General features: G+C 72.3%; 13 protein-coding genes. 1 reads left to right on the forward strand and 12 read right to left on the reverse strand.

The annotated features are described in order from the left end of the window. Positions 1–14 precede the first annotated feature (14 nt). Entirely contained in the window at positions 15–1,379 is a 1,365-nt protein-coding gene (locus ACIQOU_RS07780) for an MFS transporter (RefSeq protein ID WP_401534909.1), read from the reverse strand. 512 nt (positions 1,380–1,891) lie between these two features. On the opposite strand from ACIQOU_RS07780, the gene ACIQOU_RS07785 reads away from it, so the two are divergent. Further along, positions 1,892–3,292: a condensation domain-containing protein gene (locus ACIQOU_RS07785; RefSeq protein WP_401534911.1), complete on the forward strand. Its 1,401-nt coding sequence runs from the start codon at positions 1,892–1,894 to the stop codon at positions 3,290–3,292. Between the two features lie 10 nt (positions 3,293–3,302). Here the strand turns inward: ACIQOU_RS07785 and ACIQOU_RS07790 are convergent, their stop codons facing one another. The 11 genes from ACIQOU_RS07790 to ACIQOU_RS07840 all read right to left on the reverse strand — a co-directional run bounded on the left by ACIQOU_RS07790 (position 3,303) and on the right by ACIQOU_RS07840 (position 17,966). Continuing rightward, positions 3,303–4,088, reverse strand: coding sequence for a hypothetical protein (locus ACIQOU_RS07790; RefSeq protein ID WP_401534913.1), 786 nt, complete (start codon positions 4,086–4,088; stop codon positions 3,303–3,305). Positions 4,089–4,261: 173 nt separating this feature from the next. Beyond that, positions 4,262–6,214 carry a BTAD domain-containing putative transcriptional regulator gene (locus ACIQOU_RS07795; protein WP_401534915.1) on the reverse strand — a complete coding sequence of 651 codons (1,953 nt, stop codon included), beginning with the start codon at positions 6,212–6,214 and terminating at the stop codon, positions 4,262–4,264. 130 nt (positions 6,215–6,344) lie between these two features. Beyond that, entirely contained in the window at positions 6,345–7,328 is a 984-nt protein-coding gene (locus tag ACIQOU_RS07800; RefSeq protein WP_401534917.1) for a LuxR C-terminal-related transcriptional regulator, read from the reverse strand. A 531-nt stretch (positions 7,329–7,859) separates the two neighbouring features. After that, positions 7,860–8,012: a hypothetical protein gene (locus tag ACIQOU_RS07805; protein ID WP_401534920.1), complete on the reverse strand. Its 153-nt coding sequence runs from the start codon at positions 8,010–8,012 to the stop codon at positions 7,860–7,862. A 226-nt stretch (positions 8,013–8,238) separates the two neighbouring features. After that, the gene (locus ACIQOU_RS07810) at positions 8,239–9,231 is read right to left on the reverse strand and encodes a helix-turn-helix transcriptional regulator (RefSeq protein ID WP_401534922.1); all 993 of its coding nucleotides are present in this window, start codon (positions 9,229–9,231) and stop codon (positions 8,239–8,241) included. Positions 9,232–9,568: 337 nt separating this feature from the next. After that, complete coding sequence (cimA, locus tag ACIQOU_RS07815; protein ID WP_401534925.1) at positions 9,569–11,239, reverse strand: citramalate synthase; 1,671 nt, start codon at positions 11,237–11,239, stop codon at positions 9,569–9,571. 57 nt (positions 11,240–11,296) lie between these two features. Continuing rightward, positions 11,297–12,463: a branched-chain amino acid aminotransferase gene (locus ACIQOU_RS07820; RefSeq protein WP_401534927.1), complete on the reverse strand. Its 1,167-nt coding sequence runs from the start codon at positions 12,461–12,463 to the stop codon at positions 11,297–11,299. A 58-nt stretch (positions 12,464–12,521) separates the two neighbouring features. Then, positions 12,522–13,301, reverse strand: coding sequence for a thioesterase II family protein (locus tag ACIQOU_RS07825; protein ID WP_401534930.1), 780 nt, complete (start codon positions 13,299–13,301; stop codon positions 12,522–12,524). Next, complete coding sequence (locus ACIQOU_RS07830; protein WP_401534932.1) at positions 13,298–14,785, reverse strand: amino acid adenylation domain-containing protein; 1,488 nt, start codon at positions 14,783–14,785, stop codon at positions 13,298–13,300. The genes ACIQOU_RS07825 and ACIQOU_RS07830 overlap by 4 nt, the downstream gene beginning before the upstream one ends. Beyond that, entirely contained in the window at positions 14,782–16,050 is a 1,269-nt protein-coding gene (locus ACIQOU_RS07835) for an MFS transporter (protein WP_401534935.1), read from the reverse strand. The genes ACIQOU_RS07830 and ACIQOU_RS07835 overlap by 4 nt, the downstream gene beginning before the upstream one ends. Further along, complete coding sequence (locus ACIQOU_RS07840) at positions 16,047–17,966, reverse strand: condensation domain-containing protein (protein WP_401534938.1); 1,920 nt, start codon at positions 17,964–17,966, stop codon at positions 16,047–16,049. Before ACIQOU_RS07840 ends, ACIQOU_RS07835 begins: the two co-directional genes overlap by 4 nt. Between the last annotated feature and the right edge of the window lie 150 nt (positions 17,967–18,116).

The raw sequence follows: 18,116 nt of genomic DNA on the forward strand, positions 1-18,116 counted from the left end.
CGGTCCCGGGCCGTTCAGGTCTCGTCGGCGTCGGTGGCCGGAACGGCGTCGAGGGTCGGCCGGTCCCGTTCCGCGGCCGGGGCGGCCGGTTCCGGCGTGAGCTGGGCGGTGCGGACGGTCCACAGGGGCGAGCGCACGATCCAGACCGTCGCGAGCGCGCTGAGCACGCCGCTCAGCAGCAGGGTGGCGCGGGTGCCGAACCACGCACCGCCGATGCCGCCGAGGAGCGCGCCCAGCGGGGCGAGCCCCCAGACCATGGTGCGGATGCTGGCGTTGACCCGGCCGTGCAGCGAAGGCGGCGCCAACGTGTAACGCAGCGGCACCTGATGGACGTTGTAGACCTGCTGGCCCGCCCAGAGCACGAACTGCGAGACCGCCACCGCCGCCACCGCGGTCCACCCCGGCGCCCCGAAGAACGGCGTGACCAGCGCGCCGGCCGCGCTCACCAGGACCGCCACGACCAGCACCCGGCCGAGTCCGAGCAGCCGGGCCAGCGGGCGGGCGACGAGCGCGCCGGCCATCGCACCGGCCGCGCCGACGGCGAGGACCATGCCCACGACCCCGGCGGAGAACCCGAGCCGCTTGGTGAGATACAGCAGGAAAACGGCGGTGTAGGCGTTGTAGCAGAAGATGAAGGTGCCGGTGGAGAGGGTGGCGGCGCGCAGCGGGGCGACCTTCAGGACGAAGAGCGCGCCCTCGACGGCCTCGGCGAGCACGGAGCCGATGAAGCCGCGCCGGGGACCTGACGGGGTCGGCGCGGTCACCGTCGTCTCCGGTGCGATGGCCGGTTCCACCGGGTTCATCACGACGAACGGCAGGACGGCCGCCGCCACCACGAAGGACGCCGTGTCGGCGAGCAGCGCGGTCGGCGCGGAGAAGGCGCCGATCAGCCAGCCCGCGAGCGGCGGTCCGAGCGCCATCGCGACGGAGTGCCCCAGCTCCAACCGGCTCTGCGCGCGGACCAGTTGGGACGGCGCCACCACGGTCGGCACGCAGGACAGATAGGCCACGTCGGCCAGGACGCTCGCGGTGCCGACCACGACGGCCACCGCGTACAGCAGGCCCATGGCGAGGTGGCCGGTCAGCGCGGCCAGCGGCACGGTCGCCAGGGTGAGCGCCATCACCGTGTTCGCGGCGATCAGCAGCGGGCGGTGCGGCAGCCGGTCGACGACGACCCCGGCGATCGGCCCGCACACCAGGTACGGCGCCCGGCTGCACGCCAGCAGCACGCCGCTCTCGAAGGGGCCCGCGCCCAGCAGGCCGATGGCGGTGAGGGGGAGGGCGAGGACGGTCACCTGGGAGCCGGTGAGGGTGACCGTGACGCCGGTGAGCAGGTAGTGGAACCCGCGGGGCAGCCGGGGTTGTCGAGCCGACGTCACCCGGTGCTCCCCTCGTCCGGTTCTTTCGGCGCGATGACCCGAAATCCGGGGTCCACGGCTCCGTACCGCGCTGCGGAGCGGTTCAGTGAATTCCCGGCTCCGTACGCATCGAATCCGCCCACATCGACATCTCTACGTGCACTATTTGCAGCTCGCACTCGACAGCCATTCCGGAGCGACTTTCCGATCTTGGCGAACCACGTTACCGAGTGGGCTCGCAAACTTTCAACCAACAATGGAGGCACTTCGACAAAGACCGAAAAGGGTGGGGTGAGCAGCCCCTTACGCCCCACTTTAAGGTGATATTCCCGCCAACCAACCGTCCCCTACAGGTCATTTCCGGAAGCCCGGCGGCGGCTTTCTGGGCGAATCCAATGAGCCGTCCCGCGCCCCGCTCCCCCGCTTTCACCGAAAAATCCGCCTGCGCGAAACATTCACAACCGTTTTGCTCTACCGAAACAAGCCCCTCATATGGTTCGGTTCAATTTGGTCCCGGTGGAGGAGAATGCCGCATGCTGATGGTCCCGCTGCCCGAGTTCGTTCCTACTGCCGGGGAACTCGTCGAATTCCAGGTGCCCGAAGAGGTGCTTGCCGCGGCGGCCCTCGCTCCGGAACATCCCGCGCCCGCCGGAGAACTCCAGGAGACGCATCTGCGCACGCGCGCCGAGGGGGCCCGCGCGGGCGCGCCGCCGGAGACCTGGCTCGGCCTCGCCTTCGACCTGCCCGGCCGCCTGGACACCGCCGCCCTGACGAGCGCCCTCACGACCTGGCTGCGCCGCCACAGCACGCTGCTCACCTGGTTCGCACCGGCCGGTGACGGATTCCGGCGCCACGCCGTGGACCCGGAGACGGTCACCTTCACACCCGTCTCCCTGAGCGATCACGCGTCGCCGGAGGAGATACGCGCGCACCTGAGCGCCCGGTTCGCGCGGGACACCGATCCGACGGTCTGGCCGCCGCTGGTCGTCTCCGCCGTGCTGCGGGAGACCGGGTCCACGGTCCACCTCGCCATCGACCACGCGCACACCGACGGCCTGTCGATCCTGCGCAGCTTCGGCGAGTTGCGCGCCTACTACACCGCCGCCGTCACCGGCACCCCGGCCCGGCTGCCGGAGACCGGCTCCTACGTCGACTTCTGCCACCTCGACCGGGAACGTTCCGACCGGCTCGACGCCGACTCCCCCGCCGTCGCCCGCTGGCGCACGTTCCTCGACGGCGCCCCCTACCCCGCCGCCTTCGACCTCGGCATCAAACCCGGCACGACCTACCCGGCCGCCGCCGTCACCGTGGACCTCCTCGACGCCGCCGAGTCGACGGCGTTCGGCCGCCTCTGCACGGCGCACGGCGTGGACTTCGCGGCCGGCGTGCAGGCCGCGTTCGCCCTGTGCGGGCGCACCCTCGGCGGCCCGGAGACCTACCGGGCGCTGACCCTCGTCCACACCCGGGACGAACGGCGCTGGCTGCACGCCCACGGCTGGTTCGTCAACACGGTGCCGGTGGAATTCCCGGCGACGGGTGGGACGTTCGCCGAGGTCCTGACCGCCGCCAAGGCCGGTCTGCTGCGGGCCCAGGAGGCGAACGGCGTGACGCTGCCCGGCGTGACGCGCTGCGACCCGTCACTCGCGCCGCTGCTCCAGGAGGCCACGCAGTCACTGCCGTTGGCGTCGTTCCTGGACTTCCGGTCGCTGCCGGGGGTGCGCGACTGGAGCGACCACAACGTCACCGCCCTCATCGCCATGGGCCGCACCCGCGTCCCCCGCTTCTGGGTCAACCGCCTCCCGGACCGCACCTACGTACGCGCGGCCCACCCCGACACCCCCGAGGCCCGCGACGCCGTCCTCCGCTTCGCCGCCCTGGTCCGCGACCTGATGACCAACGCCCTGCGCACGACGGCCACACCGGACCACCTGTGAGGTGCGGGGCCTAAGAATGGGCCGGGGCCCACCAGTACGCGTGGTCGATCGTCCATCTGCGGCGTAGGGCCGGGGTGATGAGGACCGACTGGGCGAACTCCCGTCCCTCCGGGGCGGATTCGGGGTCGGTGTGGAGGAGGCCCGCGATCAGGGGGCTGCGGGTGGTCGCGGCGTGGCCCGCGGCGGCGCGGAGCAGGACGACGCGGGCGATGTCCGCGCCGGCCTCGTCCTCGGCGAGGAGATCGACCAGCTCGGTGACGGACTCCCCGGTGACCTCGTCGGTGGCGCCGGTCAGCAGCGTCGCGTGGCCGACCGCCCGTTCCCCGCGCCAGGCGATGAAGGACATCCGGTAGGGCGACGCGCACAAGAAGGCGGCCTGCGCCGCGGCGGTGAACTCGCTGACCGGGTGGTGCACCACCCCGCCGCCCGCCCGGAACGCCCGGACCAGCCAGGCCCGCACCAGGTCGTCGTCGGCGGCGCCGGCCGCGAGGGTCACCCGGGGCCCGCCACCCGTCGGGGCCGGCCACTTGGCGGGGTCGACGCACCGCACGTAGGTGAGGCGGCGGCGCCACGGCTCCGACAGTTCGATGCCCGGCGGGGTCCGGGTCAGGAAGCTCTCGACGCGCGGGTACAGGCGGTGCAGCGTGGCACAGGCCGAGGCGAGCCGTCGTGGATCGCGCAGCATCTCCTCGCGGGGCTGCTGGATCAGGACGTGGCGCTCGCCGGTGACGGGGTCGTTGTACGGGCCCGCCATGACACCGGCCAGCGGGTCACCGGAGCGGGAAGTGCCGATCAAGGGTGCCCTCCAGTCGATCGGTTCGGACCGCGACCGCGAGGCGATCGCTGAGGTTCCCGATGGCGGAAGGGCGTCGCCTCCACCCCTTCGCTCCCCCTCCCGGGGCCGCGGGTCCGCCCGTCGTCCCGGCGGCTCATGAGGTCTGAAGGGTCTGATGGTCCATCAATTCCCGTTCAGCATACGTCGGTTACGGTTTCATGAACAACGCCTCGGCGGCCACAACCGCAGCTCCTGGGCACCGCGCGGCCGGTCCCGCGCCCCGGGCCCGCGGTCTCCTCCCGGCACACCAGGTGGACCAGTCCGAGCAGCCGGTACTGGCGGCGTGCGGCGCCGTCGTCGTCGCGGACGCTGACGAGTTGCCGTTCCACCAGTTCGTCCAGGGACTCCAGCCGTTCCTTGCGGCCGCAGCCGGTGGGGCCTTCGGCGGCCAGCGGCGCGAAGTCCTCGGCGTGCCGCCGGGAGAGCCGGCAGAGTAACCGCCGGGCGAGAGGGCTCAGTTCGTCGTAGTCGGCCCGCACGGCGGTACGGACGTCGCCGCCCTGGTGGCCGAGGCGGTCGAGCCGGGTGCGTTCCTCCCGCAGCAGCGCCGCGCACCAGGCGAGCGGGAGATCGGTGGCGTTCTTCAGCCGGTCGGCCAGCGCGGTCAGCGCGAGCGGCAGGCCCGCGCACTGGCGGCCCAGGGTGCGGGCGTGGTCCGGTTCGGCGGCCACCCGCTGCTTCCCGATGAGCTGGGCGAGGAACTTCACCGACGCGTCCGGGTCGAGGGGGCCGAGGCGTATCCGGTGGGCGGGGATGTCCGGGACCAGCTGGACCCTGCTGGTGACGATGACCCCGCAGCCGGGCGCCCGGGGGATCAGCAGGAAAGGGAGGCGGGCGTCGTCGACGTTGACGAGGACGACCAGGACCCGGCGTTCCGCGACCAGCCGCTGGTAGAGCAGCTCGCGCTCCTTCGGCTCCGCCGGGACCTGGGCGGCGAGGACGCCAAGACCGCCCAGCAGCTTGGCGAGGATCTCGTGCTCGTCGGCGGGCGCGCCGCCCTCGGTGCCCAGGTCGGCGAAGAGCTGGGCGTCGGGGTAGTCGTCGGCCAGCCGGTGGGCGGACGCCACCGCGAAGTCGGCCTTGCCCACCCCGCGCATGCCGGAGATGGAGACGACCCTCGGCATGCCGGGCGGGACGTCGGCGCGGGCCGGCGCGGTCAGGTGGGTGTACAGATCGCGCGCCTCGGTCGGCCGGGCGACGAGATGGAAGGGGAACGGCGGTGGCAGCTGGCCGCGGTTGAGGGTCGGCCTGCGCAGCACCCCGTGCCCCAGGCTCGGGCGGGCGGTCCTGCCGGGCTCGTGTCCCGGCCCGGTCAGCGCGCCCCGCTCCGGGGACAGGTCCCGCAGGATCGCCTCGTAGGCGCGTTGCAGTTCGGGGTCGGGCTCCACGCCGAGGTGTTCGCGGTACACCCGGCGCCCCTCCTGGTAGGTGGCGAGGGCGTCCGCGCGGCGGCCCAGCACCTGGAGGGCCTTCATCTGCGTGACCCGCAGGCTGCCGTGGAGCGGGTTCTCGACGACCAGCCGGGAGGTCTCGTCGACCACGTCGGCCGCCTGGCCCAGCTTCAGTTCGGCCTTCAGGCACTCCTCCAGGACCTGGAGCCTGCGCTCGGCCAGATGCCGGGCCTTGGCCTGGACGACCTCGCTGTCGACGTCGAGCAGCGGCTCGGCCGTGAACAGGCGCAGCGCACGGCGGCCGAGCACGACGGCCTCGGAGACCGGGCCGGGGGTGGTGCACTGCCGGATGACGCACAGGGCCTCCGCCGCCTGCCGTTCGAAGACGAGGAGGTCCACCTCGGCCTCGTCGGCGGTGAGTTGGTAGCCGGGGGAGACGGTCTGGATGCGGTCGGCGAGGCCGATGTCCTCCAGGGAGCGGCGGATTCTCGACACACAGATCTGGATCTGGGTGCGGACCGTGGACGGTGCGGAGTATCCCCAGACGGCCTCCGCCAGCCGTTCCACCGAGACCAGCCGGTTGGCGTTGAGGACCAGTTGGGCGAGGACGACGCGTTCGCGCGGCGCCGACAGCTTCAGACTCCCCAGCGGGCTGGTCACCTGGAGCGGTCCGAGGACACGAAAAACAGGTTCCACACCTTTGCTTCTTTCTGGCGAGCGGCGCTGCGACGGACCCGCAGCTTAGCCAACTGCCGTGCCCTATTTGAACGTTCAGACATCTGATGTCTCCGCTCCCGCGCGCGGGACGGCCGGTGCCGTGCGCCCCTCACAGCCATCCCCTCTGGGCCGCTTTGACCCCCGCCTCGAACCGGCTGCGGGCGCCGAGGCGCTCCATGATGGACGCCATCAACCGGCGTGCCGTGCGGGCCGAGATGAACAGCTTCCCGGCCGCGTACTCGTCCGTGCAGCCCTGTGCGATGAGCAGAAGCAACCGTTTCTCCTGGGGGGAGAGGCTCTCGGCGTCCAGGTGCCGGTCGGCGCCCAGCGGGGTGGAGACCTCCCACACCTGCTCGAAGAGGGCGACCAGGGAGGCGACCAGACCGGCCTCGGTGATGAACAGGGCGCCCTTGCGGGTGTCGGTCGGGTCCATCGGCACCAGCGCCATCCGCTTGTCGACGATGACCATCCGGGGCGGCAGCTCCCGCATGGTCCGGAACTCGCCGCCCGCGTCGGTGAGCCAGCGGGCGTAGGACAGCGTCTCCTCGTCCCGGCGGATGGAGTCCAGGCCTATGGTCCGCATCGCCACCCCGTGGTCCAGGGCACGCTTGTCGTTGTGCCGGGCGGCGGCCAGCGCGGCGCCCGACTGGGCTCCGCCGGGCATGAACGTCATGACGGAGTGCAGCACGTCCTGCGAGAGCCGCTCCAGCCTGCGCTGGATCTCGTCGACGCCGACGAGCTGGCGCACCCCGTCGCCCGGGTTGGCCTCGGCGCGGGCGCCCCGGTCCCCGAGCATCCGCAGCACCATGGTCTGGCTGGCGGCGATCTTCCGCTGGCTCTCCAGGAGTTGGGACTGCTCCCGCTCCAGCAGTTCGCGCAGGCCCACCATGGGGTCCACCGCGAACACCCGCCCCGGGTCCTCGTGCGACCGGCGCAGGATACGCAGGGCGAGCAGGGCGTCGAAGGCCGTCATGACCTCCTCGACGGTCAGGGCGAGCTGGTCGGCCAGCTGGTCGGCGGAGAGGTCGGGGGCGTTGAGCACCGCCTGGTAGACGCGCTCCTGAGCGGGGGTGAGACCCAGATACTCGAACACACCGATCACTCGCCCCCGGCAGGCACGTCGTGCGGCGTGCGCCGTACGGCCCCGTCCGGCCGTCCCGCACGGCATCTCCACGTACCGTCCCCGAGTCGGGGCCCGCCGGGCATTAACCTCGGCCGCAGGCCGGCGCGTGCCCGTCCGACCGAACAGGCGCGCGGCGGGGCCGTGGCGGGCCCGCCACGGGCCACCCGCCGACGGTGCCGCTCCTCGGGTGTGCGTCCGCGTTCCCGCTGCATGTCCTGATCGCCTCCGGGCCTGCTCTCGCGGCGACGCGCGCGACGCGCCGCACCGGCCCCTTCGGGGGAAAGCACGGGTTCGCACATCGCGCAGCCGCTCGCGTGGGGGGTTTGACTGGCGTTGCCTTCCGCCCACCTCACGCGATCGGGCTTTCCTCCCACTATTGGCTCGCTATCACTGACAATTCCCTGACCTTCCGGGGAACGCGGGAACGACCACGAGCCCGGACTCCCCCGCCGCGTGGGCGGCGGGGGAGTCCGGGCTCGTGGTGCGGCCGGGCCGCGGGGGTCAGTCCCAGATCAGGCCGTCGCCGTCCTCCGCGGAGTGGACGCCCGCACTGTCCGAGCGGTCGTGACCGGCGTCGGCGGCGGCCACCGTGAACGAGCCCACGGTGATCGAGAGGAGCGCGGAATAGGCGAGAAGGCGGGTGCGAAGAGACATGGCTTTCCTCCAGGGGGATTTCACGGGGGGCTCTCCGGGGCGTTTCCGGAGAAAGTCGAAGGTAGAGAAAGTGAAAAGTCCGGGGCAAGGATTGGAAAACCCCGGGTCCGGAGTATTTCCGCTTCGCCTTGCTTCGCTTCTCATCCTGCCAAGGCCATGACCGCCGAGGAAGCGAATCCGACGACCGCAAGCGTCCATGCCGCTTTGGGCCAATGGGAGGCCGGCGCTATGCCGCTTCCGCGTCCGCGCTGGTGACGACGGCCGCCGGTGGCCAGGCACCCCGCTGGAGCAGACCCCACACATACGCCCGGGCCACCAGGGCGACACGGTTCACGCCGCCCATGCGAATGCGCAGATTGGCGAGGTGGTACTCGACGTTGTTGGTGCTGAAATGCAGTCGCTTCGCTATTTGCGTGCTCGTGAGCCCCTGCGCCGTCAGTTCCAGGATGGTCGTCTCGGTGGGCGTCAGGGCGGGTCGCGCGGCCGGTCCCTGGATTTCCGCGGCGGCGGCCGGGGCGATCTCGCCGTGCAGGACGACGAGTTCCGCCGCGCCGTCCCCGTGCGGCCAGGGAATTCGCGTGCAGCTCGCCCGGAACGCGCTTCCGTCGCGCCGCACGAAGCCGACCGGGCGGGGTTCGGCGGCCGGTGGCGGCACCCCGTCGCGCATGAGGTCGGACAGGGCGGGGCGCCCGAGGTCCTCGTCCGGACGGCAGCCGAAGAGGTCGGCTGCGGCCGGGTTGAGCCCCACGACCCGCAGCCCCGACGACACCTTCAGCACGGGTACCGGCAGGTCACGCAGGAGGACATCGGCCTGGACCGGGTCGGGTGCGGGCGCCTCGCCGTCGTCGCGGCAGGCGCCGGGGACCGGGCGCGGGAACTCCACGGCGGGCACCGTGGAGGCGTTGTCGCCGCCCATGGGCAGCTGCCAGGCGGTCCCGATGACGCCGCACACCGCGCCGTCCGGGGTCAGGTCGGGCGAGAGCATCACCATCCACAGGTGCGTCGCGTCGGGCACCTGCCAGCTGACGGTGCCGCCGCTCAGGGCCAGGGCGTGGGCGGTGCCGAAGGAGTCCGCGAGGCGTGGCGCCTCGGCCTCGGCGGCGGTGACATGGCCGCCCCTGCGCAGTCCCAGCTTCCGGGTGGTCCCGGCCGCCGAGGTCACCACCAGGGACAGATCCGTCTTCCAGATCGCCACCTCGACCAGTCCATTAGTAAGCATCGGAAACCGCACCTCCGCGCCGCTCACCCGTCCGATCGCGCACATCGCCGTCAGCCGACGTGCTTCCGCCCAACCCCATATTGTTGAAGACGACACAAGTCATCACCGAACACATCCGTTCCTGCGTGACGTCTGACATCACGAACGCCACGTGGGTCGCCGAGAATCCCCGGAGAATGTTTGCCCTTTCAGTCTCCCGGGAGGACCGGAGCCCTGTCGCCAAAACCGGGTGGCAAGATCAGGAACGGCCTAATGTGTCCACGGAATTCCACACACTGAAATCCCTTGTGAACGCGGGAATTCGGCCACAGGGAACGGACCTGTGGCCGAATTGGAGTCAGCCCACGGCGCCGGGAACGGCCCCTTCCCGCGCGCGGCGGGGCGCCGCCCAGGCCCCGGCCCCGGCGGCGGGTCCGGCCCCGGAGCGCAGCAGCCCGTAGACATAGGCGTCGTCGAGGGCCTGCCAGGCGGCCGTGACGACGTCCTCGGCCGCGCCGACCGTGGTCCACTCCTCCACCCCGTCGGTCATGGTGAGCAGGACCCGGGCGGCCGAGCCGCTCTCGCCGACGCCGTCGAGGATGCGGACCTGGTAATCGGCCAGCCGCAGCAGGGCCAGCACCGCGGAGTCCGGGCCGAGCGCCCGGCGGACGGCGAGATCCAGCGCCCGGACCGGGTCGGGTGCCTGGGCCGTGGCCAGCGACAGCCGCCCGCGCACCCGCAGTTCGACGGCGGCCTCGTTGACCCGGGCGCGGAGGTCGCCGTGGGCACGGTGCTCGACGGCGACCCGCCAGAACTCGGTCTCGAAGGGCCGTTCGCCGAGGGTGCCGGTCTCCGCGCGGATGAGGAGTTCGAGGGAGGCGTCGGCCGACTCGTAGGCGTATCCCTGGAGTTCGCGCTCCTTGACCCGGGCCACCAGGCGGGCCGCGGTCTCCCGGTCGCCGCCGAGGCCGAGGCCCAGCTCCTCGGCCTTCAGCTCGATCGAGGCGCGGCCGGCCATGGTGGAGACCAGCATGCGCATCGTGTTGCCCACCAGCTCGGGTTCGATGTGCTGGTAGAGCGCCGGGTCGACCTTGATCGCGGCGGCGTGCAGGCCGCCCTTGTGGGCGAAGGAGGAGGCCCCCACGTACGGCTCGTGCGAGGGGGGTGCCTGCCCGGCCAGCTCGGCGATGGCGTACGCGGTGCGGGTCATCAGGGCCAGCGCCCCGGCGGGCATGACCGTGCGGCCGCGCTTGAGTTCCAGGGCGGGGACGACCTGGAAGAGGTTGGCGTTGCCGACGCGTTCGCCGTAGCCGTTGGCCGTGCACTGGACGTGGGTGGCGCCCGCGTCGACCGCGGCGAGGGTGTTGGCCGTGGCGCAGCCGGTGTCGTCCTGGGCGTGGATGCCGAGGCGGGCGTCGGTCGCGGCGAGCACCTCGCAGACGACGGCGTGGACCCGGTCGGGGAGCATGCCGCCGTTGGTGTCGCACAGGACGACGACGTCGGCGCCGGCCTCGTGGGCGGTGCGGACGACGTCGAGGGCGTATCCGGGGTTGTCGGCGTAGCCGTCGAAGAAGTGCTCGCAGTCCAGGAACACCCGGCGGCCGTGGCCGCGCAGCCAGCCGATGGTGTCGCTGATCATGCGGAGGTTCTCGTCCAGGGTGGTGCGCAGGGCCGTCTCCACATGCCGGTCGTGGGACTTGGCGACCAGTTGGACGACCTCGGTGCCGGCCTCCAGGAGCGCGGCCACCTGTGGGTCCTCCTCGACGCGGAGGCCGGCCCTGCGGGTGGCGCCGAAGGCGACGAGGGTGGCGTGCCGGAAGTCGATCTCCTCGCGGGCGCGGCGGAAGAACTCGGTGTCGCGGGGGTTGGCGCCGGGCCAGCCTCCTTCGATGAAACGGACCCCGAAGTCGTCCAGGAGGCGGGCGATCCCGAGCTTGTCGCTGACGGTGAGGTTGATGCCTTCGCTCTGTGCTCCGTCGCGGAGCGTGGTGTCGAAGACGTGGAAACCGTCGTCCGGTAGGGCGTTCATGACGATGTCGACTCCTCAGACTGTGCGGGGACTTCGGGGGACTTGAGAGGACTTGGGTCACACGGAGCGGGCGAGCACTCCGCGCGGTTGCCCGGTGGCCGGAGCCGGGGTGACGGCCGGGGGCTGCGGGGCGGCCCCGAGGCGGCGCATCCAGCCGTGCCGGTCGGGGGCCCGGCCGGTCTGGATGTCGAGGAGCGCGTCCCGCAGCCGCAGCGTCACGGGGCCGGGCTGACCGTCGCCGACCTGCCAGTCGCCGCGCGCGGACCGCACCTGGCCGACCGGGGTGATGACTGCGGCCGTTCCGCAGGCGAAGACCTCGGTGACCCGGCCCTCCAGGCAGTCCTGGCGCCAGTCGTGCACGCTCACCCGGGCCTCGGACGCCTCGTAGCCGAGGTCGGCGGCGACGCCGAGCAGGGAGTGCCGGGTGATGCCGGGCAGCAGGGAGCCGCTGAGGATCGGGGTGACGATGCGGTCGCCGTGCACGAAGTAGAGGTTCATGCCGCCCATCTCCTCGATCCAGCGGCGTTCGATCGCGTCCAGCCAGACCACCTGGTCGCAGCCCTGCTCGACCGCCTGCGCCTGGGCGATCATGGACGCGGCGTAGTTGCCGCCGCACTTGGCGGCGCCGGTGCCGCCCGGCGCGGCCCGCACGTAGTCCTCCGACACCCAGACGGACAACGGCCGGATGCCCGCCGGGAAGTAGGAACCGGCCGGGGAGGCGATGACCAGGAACTGGTAGGCGCGGGACGGCCTGATGCCGAGCACGGCCTCGGTCGCGAACATGAACGGGCGCAGATACAGGGACGTCTCCCGGTCCTCGGGCACCCACGCGTCCTCCTGCGCGACGAGCGCGTCCAGCGCCGCGAGGAACAGCTCCTCCGGCAGCTCCGGCATGGCCAGGCGGCGCGCGGACTCCCGGAACCGCCGGGCGTTGCGCTCGGGCCGGAACACGGCCACCGAACCGTCCGGCTGCCGGTACGCCTTGAGCCCCTCGAAGATCGTCTGGGCGTAGTGCAGGGTCATGTTGGCCGGGCTGAGCGACAGCGGCGCGAACGGCACCAGCTGGGCGTCGTGCCAGCCGCGCTCCTCGGTCCAGCTGATGGTGACCATGTGGTCGGTGAAGTACCGGCCGAAGCCGGGGTCGGCCATGAGCGCCGCTCGTTCGGCGTCCGGCAGGGGGTGCGCGGACGGTTTCAGCTCGATGGGGGTGGCGGTGGTGGTCATGAGGTTTCCCTAGGGGTGAGGACGCGGAACGCCGCGCTGTGCCGTACTCGGTGGCCCGTCACCGGACGGACCCGGCCGACTGCCGGGAGCCGGTGGCCGCGTGCTCGTCGGCGATGACCTGGACGATCTGGTCGAGGGCGTCGTGGAGATAGAAGTGGCCGCCGGGAAAGAGCCGCAGCGAGAAGCGGTCCCGGGTGCACTCCCGCCAGTCCTCCAGGGCCTCCGTGGGAACCAGCCGGTCGGCGAGCCCCCCGAAGACGGAGACGGGCACGTCCAGCGGGGGCACCGGGGTGTGCCGGTAGGTCTCGGAGACGGTGAAGTCGGCGCGCACCAGCGGCAGCAGCGACTCCACCAGGCCGGGGACGGAGAACGCCGCCTCCGGTGTCCCGCCCAGCTCCCGCAGCACGTCCAGGAGCGCGGCGTCGTCGAGGATGTGCCGGGTCGGGCCCCGGTGGCCGCGCTGCGGGGCCGGGCGGGCCGACAGGAACAGGTGCCGGGGCAGCGGCAGGCCCTCCTCGCGCAGCCGCAGGGTGAGGGTGTAGGCGAGCAGCGCGCCCATGCTGTGCCCGAAGAACAGCACCGGTTTGTCGAGCAGGGGGCGCAGTTCGGGCAGGAGCGCGTCCACCATCTGGGAGACGTGGGTGAGCGGCGGTTCGCTGGTGCGGTCCTCCCGGCCCGGGGGCTGGACCTGCCAGAGTTCCAGGTCGGCGGGGAGGAGGGGGCGCCAGGGGTGGTACATCATGCTGCCGCTGCCCGCGCACGGGAAGCACAGCAGCCGGGCGCGGGCCCCGGGGACGGGCGCCGGGGCGCGCAGCCAGGGGCGGACGGCGGTCGTCACAGCGTCTCCAGGGCCTGGTAGTCGACCTTCCCGCGGGCGGTCGTGGGCAGCGCGGGCACCTGGCGGAACCGGGACGGCACATGCGAGGCCGGGAGGGTGGCGCGGGCGCTGCGGGCGAGGGCCTTGGCGTCGGCGGGGTCTTCCGGGTCCGGTACGTAGTAGGCGGTGAGCCCGGCCACGCCGCCGGTGGCGTCGGTGACCGCGCGGACGGCGACCGCGCGGACGCCGGTGAGCCGGCCGAGGGCGGCTTCGACGCCGTCCAGCTCGATGCGCTGGCCGCGGATCTTGACCTGGCGGTCGGCCCGGCCGAGGTAGCGCAGGAGCCCGTCCTCGCCCAGGACCGCCTTGTCGCCGGTGCGGTACACGTGCCGGACCGCTCCGCCGAGGTCGAGGTCGAGGAAGCGCTCGGCGACGAGTTCGGGCCGCCCCACGTACCCGAGGACGACGCCCAGGCCGCCGGTGTACAGCTCGCCCGGGGTGCCGGGCGGGCACTCGCGCTGCTGGTCGTCGAGGACGAAGACCTCGGTGCCGGGCACCGGGACGCCGATGGGGATGCCCGCGGGGTCCTCGGTGTCGGCGGTGCGGATGCGGTGGACGGTGGTCAGCATGGTGTTCTCGACGGGCCCGTAGCCGTTGATGAGCTGGATGCCCGGGTGCTCCTCAAGGAACCGGCGCACATGCGGCGGCGAGAGCCGTTCCCCGCCGTGGGTCACGTAGGTGAGGCCGGAGAAGCAGCCGACGCCCTCGTCCACCAGCAGGTTGAAGAGCGAGGTCGTCATCCAGAGGTGGTCGGCGCCCTGTTCCTTCACCAGCCGGGCCAGCAGGTCGGGGGTGACATAGGGGCTGTCGGTGACCAGCACGGTGCCGCCGCTGACCAGCGCGCCCCACAGTTCGAAGTTGCCCATGTCCCACTGGAGCTGGGCCAGTTGGGGAACGACGGGACGGTCGGCGAAGCCGATCAGCGGCTCGGGGTGGAACATCCGGGTCACCCCGCGGTGCGGGCACACCACGGCCTTCGGGGTGCCGGTGGTGCCGGAGGTGAACAGCAGGCAGGCCGGTGCCGAGTCGTCGCCCGCCGCCGGCTCCGACGCGACCGGGGCGGCCCGCAGCTCCTCGGCCGACGGCGGGGCCCAGGTGCCGGGGGCGGTGTCGGCGGTGTCGGCGGCGTCGGTGTCGGTGAGGGTGAGCCGGACGCCGATCAGCCCGGCGATCTCGGCGCGCAGGTCGGCGGGCCACGCGGGGTCGGCGACGGCGTACGCCTTTCCGGCGCGCACCACGCCGAGCAGGACGGCGACGCGGCGCACGGAGGCGGGCAGGTCGACGAAGACGACGTCACCGGCGTCGGGCAGGGCGCGCAGCCGGTCGGCGACGAGCGCGGCGGCGGCGTCGAGGTCCCGGTAGGTGAGGGTGCCGTCGGGTCCGGTGGCGGCGGGGTGGTCCGGGGTCCGCACGGCGTGCCGGTGGACGAGGCTGTGGATGGTCATGCCGGGATGTGCCTTTCTGCGTCGGTCTGGTCGGCCCGCTCGGCGGGGGCGGCCGGACGGGTCAGGGTGCCGAACGCGATCACGAGGAGGCCGAGGACGCCGCCGACGGCCGCGATCCAGAAGGTGGCGCGCAGCCCGGCGCGTTCGGTGAGGAAGCCGCCGGTGGTGGCGCCGAGGGGGATGACGCCCCAGATCACGAACCTGATGGAGGCGTTGACGCGGCCCAGCATCGCGGCCGGGGTGATGGTCTGACGGAGCGTCACCTGATGGATGTTGAAGACGACCGTGCCGAACCAGCCGAGGGCCATGCCGACGACGAAGACCGCCTCGGCGTACGCCCCCGACGCCAGCGGCAGCAGGCCGAGGCCGACGACGTTGAGCGCGACGGCGCCGACCATGCAGCGGTCGGCCCCGAACCGCCTGCCGAGCCTGCTGGCGAGGAGCGCGCCGGCCACGAAGCCGACGTTGCTCAGGCCGAGCAGCAGCCCCGCGGTTCCGGCGGACATGCCCAACTCGCGGACGGCGTACGGGATGAGCAGGGAGTACATGATGCCGCCGGAGAAGAAGTTCAGCAGCGCGAGACAGATCACCAGGGGGGCGAGGGCGCGGTTGCGGAAGATCCAGCGCAGCGCGGCGCCGATCTCCTTGAACAGCCGTTGCCCCGTGGCCCGTTGGGGCGCGGGCGACCGGGTGCGGATGCGCCACAGGAACACCGCGGACAGCAGGTACGACAGGGCGTCGACGACCAGGACCAGGGGCGCCCGCAGCGCGGAGACCAGCAGACCGGCGAGGCCCGGCCCCGCGATCTGCGCCCCCGACCTGCTCAGCTCCAGCTTGCCGTTGGCGTCGGCCAGATGCTCGGTCGCGACGATCTCGGGCAGATAGGTCTGGTACGCGACGTCGAAGAACACGGTGAACGCGCCCTGGAGACAGGCCACCGCGTACAGCAGCGGCATCGAGACGGCGTCCGCGAGGAAGGCGGCCGGGACGGTCAGCAGGACCAGGGCCCGGCCGACGTCGCAGACGATGAGGACCGAGCGGCGCGGCAGCCGGTCGACCCACACACCCGCGGGCAGGCCGAGCAGCAGGAACGGCAGGAACTGCGCGGTCACCAGGGCGGCGACCGCGGCGTTGTCGGCGTCGAGTTCACCGATGGCGATCAGCGGCAGGACGAGGGGGGTGATCTGGCTGCCGAGCTGGCTGATCGTCTGGCCCGCCCACAGCCGGCGGAAGTCTCCCGCGAAGGACGTGCCGCGCCCGCTCACCGCAGGGCTTCCGGGGCGCGCAGCTCCGCGATCCGGGCGGACAGCTCACGGACGGTCGGGTGGCGCAGCACCTCCAGGGCGGGCAGCGTGACGCCGAGCGGCTCGACGAGCCGGGCGGCGGTGCGGATGGCGAGCATCGAGTCGCCGCCCAGCTCGAAGAAGTCGTCGTCGGGGCCGATGACGGGCTCGTCCAGCAGGTCGGCCCACACGGCGCTGATCAGCTCGGCGACCGGGTCGGCGGCGGGCTCGGCGGCGTACTGCGCCAGCGGGGTGTCGGGGTGCTGGACGACCCAGCGCAGCAGCCGCTGGTAGGCGGCCGCGAAGCCCTCGATGGTCGCCTCGTCGAAGAGGTCGGTGGCGTACTCCCAGATGAGGGTGATCGTCTCGTCGTGCTCGTCCGGGGAGAGGCCGATGGTCTGCTCCTGGCGGGGGACCACGATGATGCTCATGTCGAACTTGGCGGAGCCGTTGGAGATGCCCTCGGTCACCGACAGCCGCACCCCGGGCAGCGCGAGGGAGGCCAGCGGGGCGTCGTGGAAGCCGTAGCTGACCTGGAAGAAGGCGTTGCGGGAGACGTCGCGGGAGGTGTGGGCGGCGGACAGGATGCGGTGGAAGGGGACGTCCGGGTTGGCCTGCGCGCCCAGCAGGGTCCGGCCGGCGGCGGCCAGCAGGTCGGTGAACGGCTGGGCGGGGTCGACGCTCACGCCCATGGGCAGGTTGTTGACGATCATCCCGATCATCTGCTGGGTCTCCGGCAGCACCCGGTTGGCCAGTGAGCTGCCGACGCACAGGTCACGCTGTCCGGTGAGCCGGTTCAGCTCGGCCAGCCAGCCGGAGAACAGGGCGAGGTAGAGGGAGACGCCCTGGCCGCGGGCGAACGTCCGCAGTCCGGCGCTGAGTTCACGGTCCAGCGTGATGCGCAGGGCGCGGCCCTCGAAGCTGGGCACCGCCGGGCGCGGCCGGTCGGTGGGCAGTTGGAGCGGGGCCGGTGGCGTCGCGAACCGCTCGCGCCAGTAGGCCAGTTGGCCGTCGTGCGCGCCGGACTCCAGGCGGGCCCGCTGCCAGACGGCGATGTCGACGAAGTCGAACTCCTTGGTGTCGACGGGCAGTTCACGCCCCTCGGCGAGCCGGCGGTAGTACTCCGCGAGGTCGCTGAGGAACACGTTGAACGACCAGCCGTCGTGGATCAGATGGTGCTCCACGTGCAGCAGGACGTGCCGGTCCGCGGCGAGCCGCACCAGGTGCCAGCGGACCAGCGGCGGGTGCTCGAGCCGGAACCGCGCCGCGAGCAGCCGGTCGGTCAGCTCCTTCAGGCCCTGCTCCCGCTCCGCCTCGTCGAGGTGGGCGAGGTCGGTGATCGGCAGGGCGTGCGGCGCGTACGGGTGGACGCGCTGCGTCGGGGCGCCGTTCTCCCCGAGGTGGACCGAGGTGCGGAAGACCTCGTGCCGCTCGACGACGGCGTTCAGCGCGGCCTCCAGGACGCCGCTGTCCAGGTCGCCGTCGAAGTGCAGGAGCGCCTGGAAATGGTAGCTCTGGCTGTCCGGGTGGAGCTGCTGCAAGATCCAGATCTGCTCCTGGGCCGGGGACAGCGGGGCGGGCAGTTCCCGGTCCCAGCGGGTCAGTTCGACCTCCTGGCCGGCGGCGGCGCCGGTGGCCGCGCCGTTCTCGTCGATCCAGGCCGCCAGCTCGCGGGCGGTCGGGTTCTCGGCGATCACGGGGCAGGGGATCTCGACCCCGGTGCGCTCCTTGATCCGGATGATCGACCTGATGGCCAGCAGGGAATGGCCACCCCGGAAGAAGAAGTTCTCGTCGGGCTCCAGATCATCCGTTCCGAGCAATTCCTGCCACACGTCGATCAGCTCACGCTCGACGGACGTGAGGTTCTGTGGCGCGCTGTGCGACTGATCGATACTCACCGCGAATTCACCTCTGTTCGACAACGACCCAGCAGGCGCTGGCCGTTCGACAGGTAAGCACCGGTCAACGCCGTGCTGCCAGACCGGTGGGCGACGACTGGGAGATCTCGGAACCGGCCCCGCAGGGCACTGGAACATTTCCCATTGATC

Origin of the sequence: Streptomyces sp. NPDC091279 (genome assembly GCF_044757465.1) — a bacterium.
In the GTDB taxonomy this organism is placed as follows: domain Bacteria; phylum Actinomycetota; class Actinomycetes; order Streptomycetales; family Streptomycetaceae; genus Streptomyces.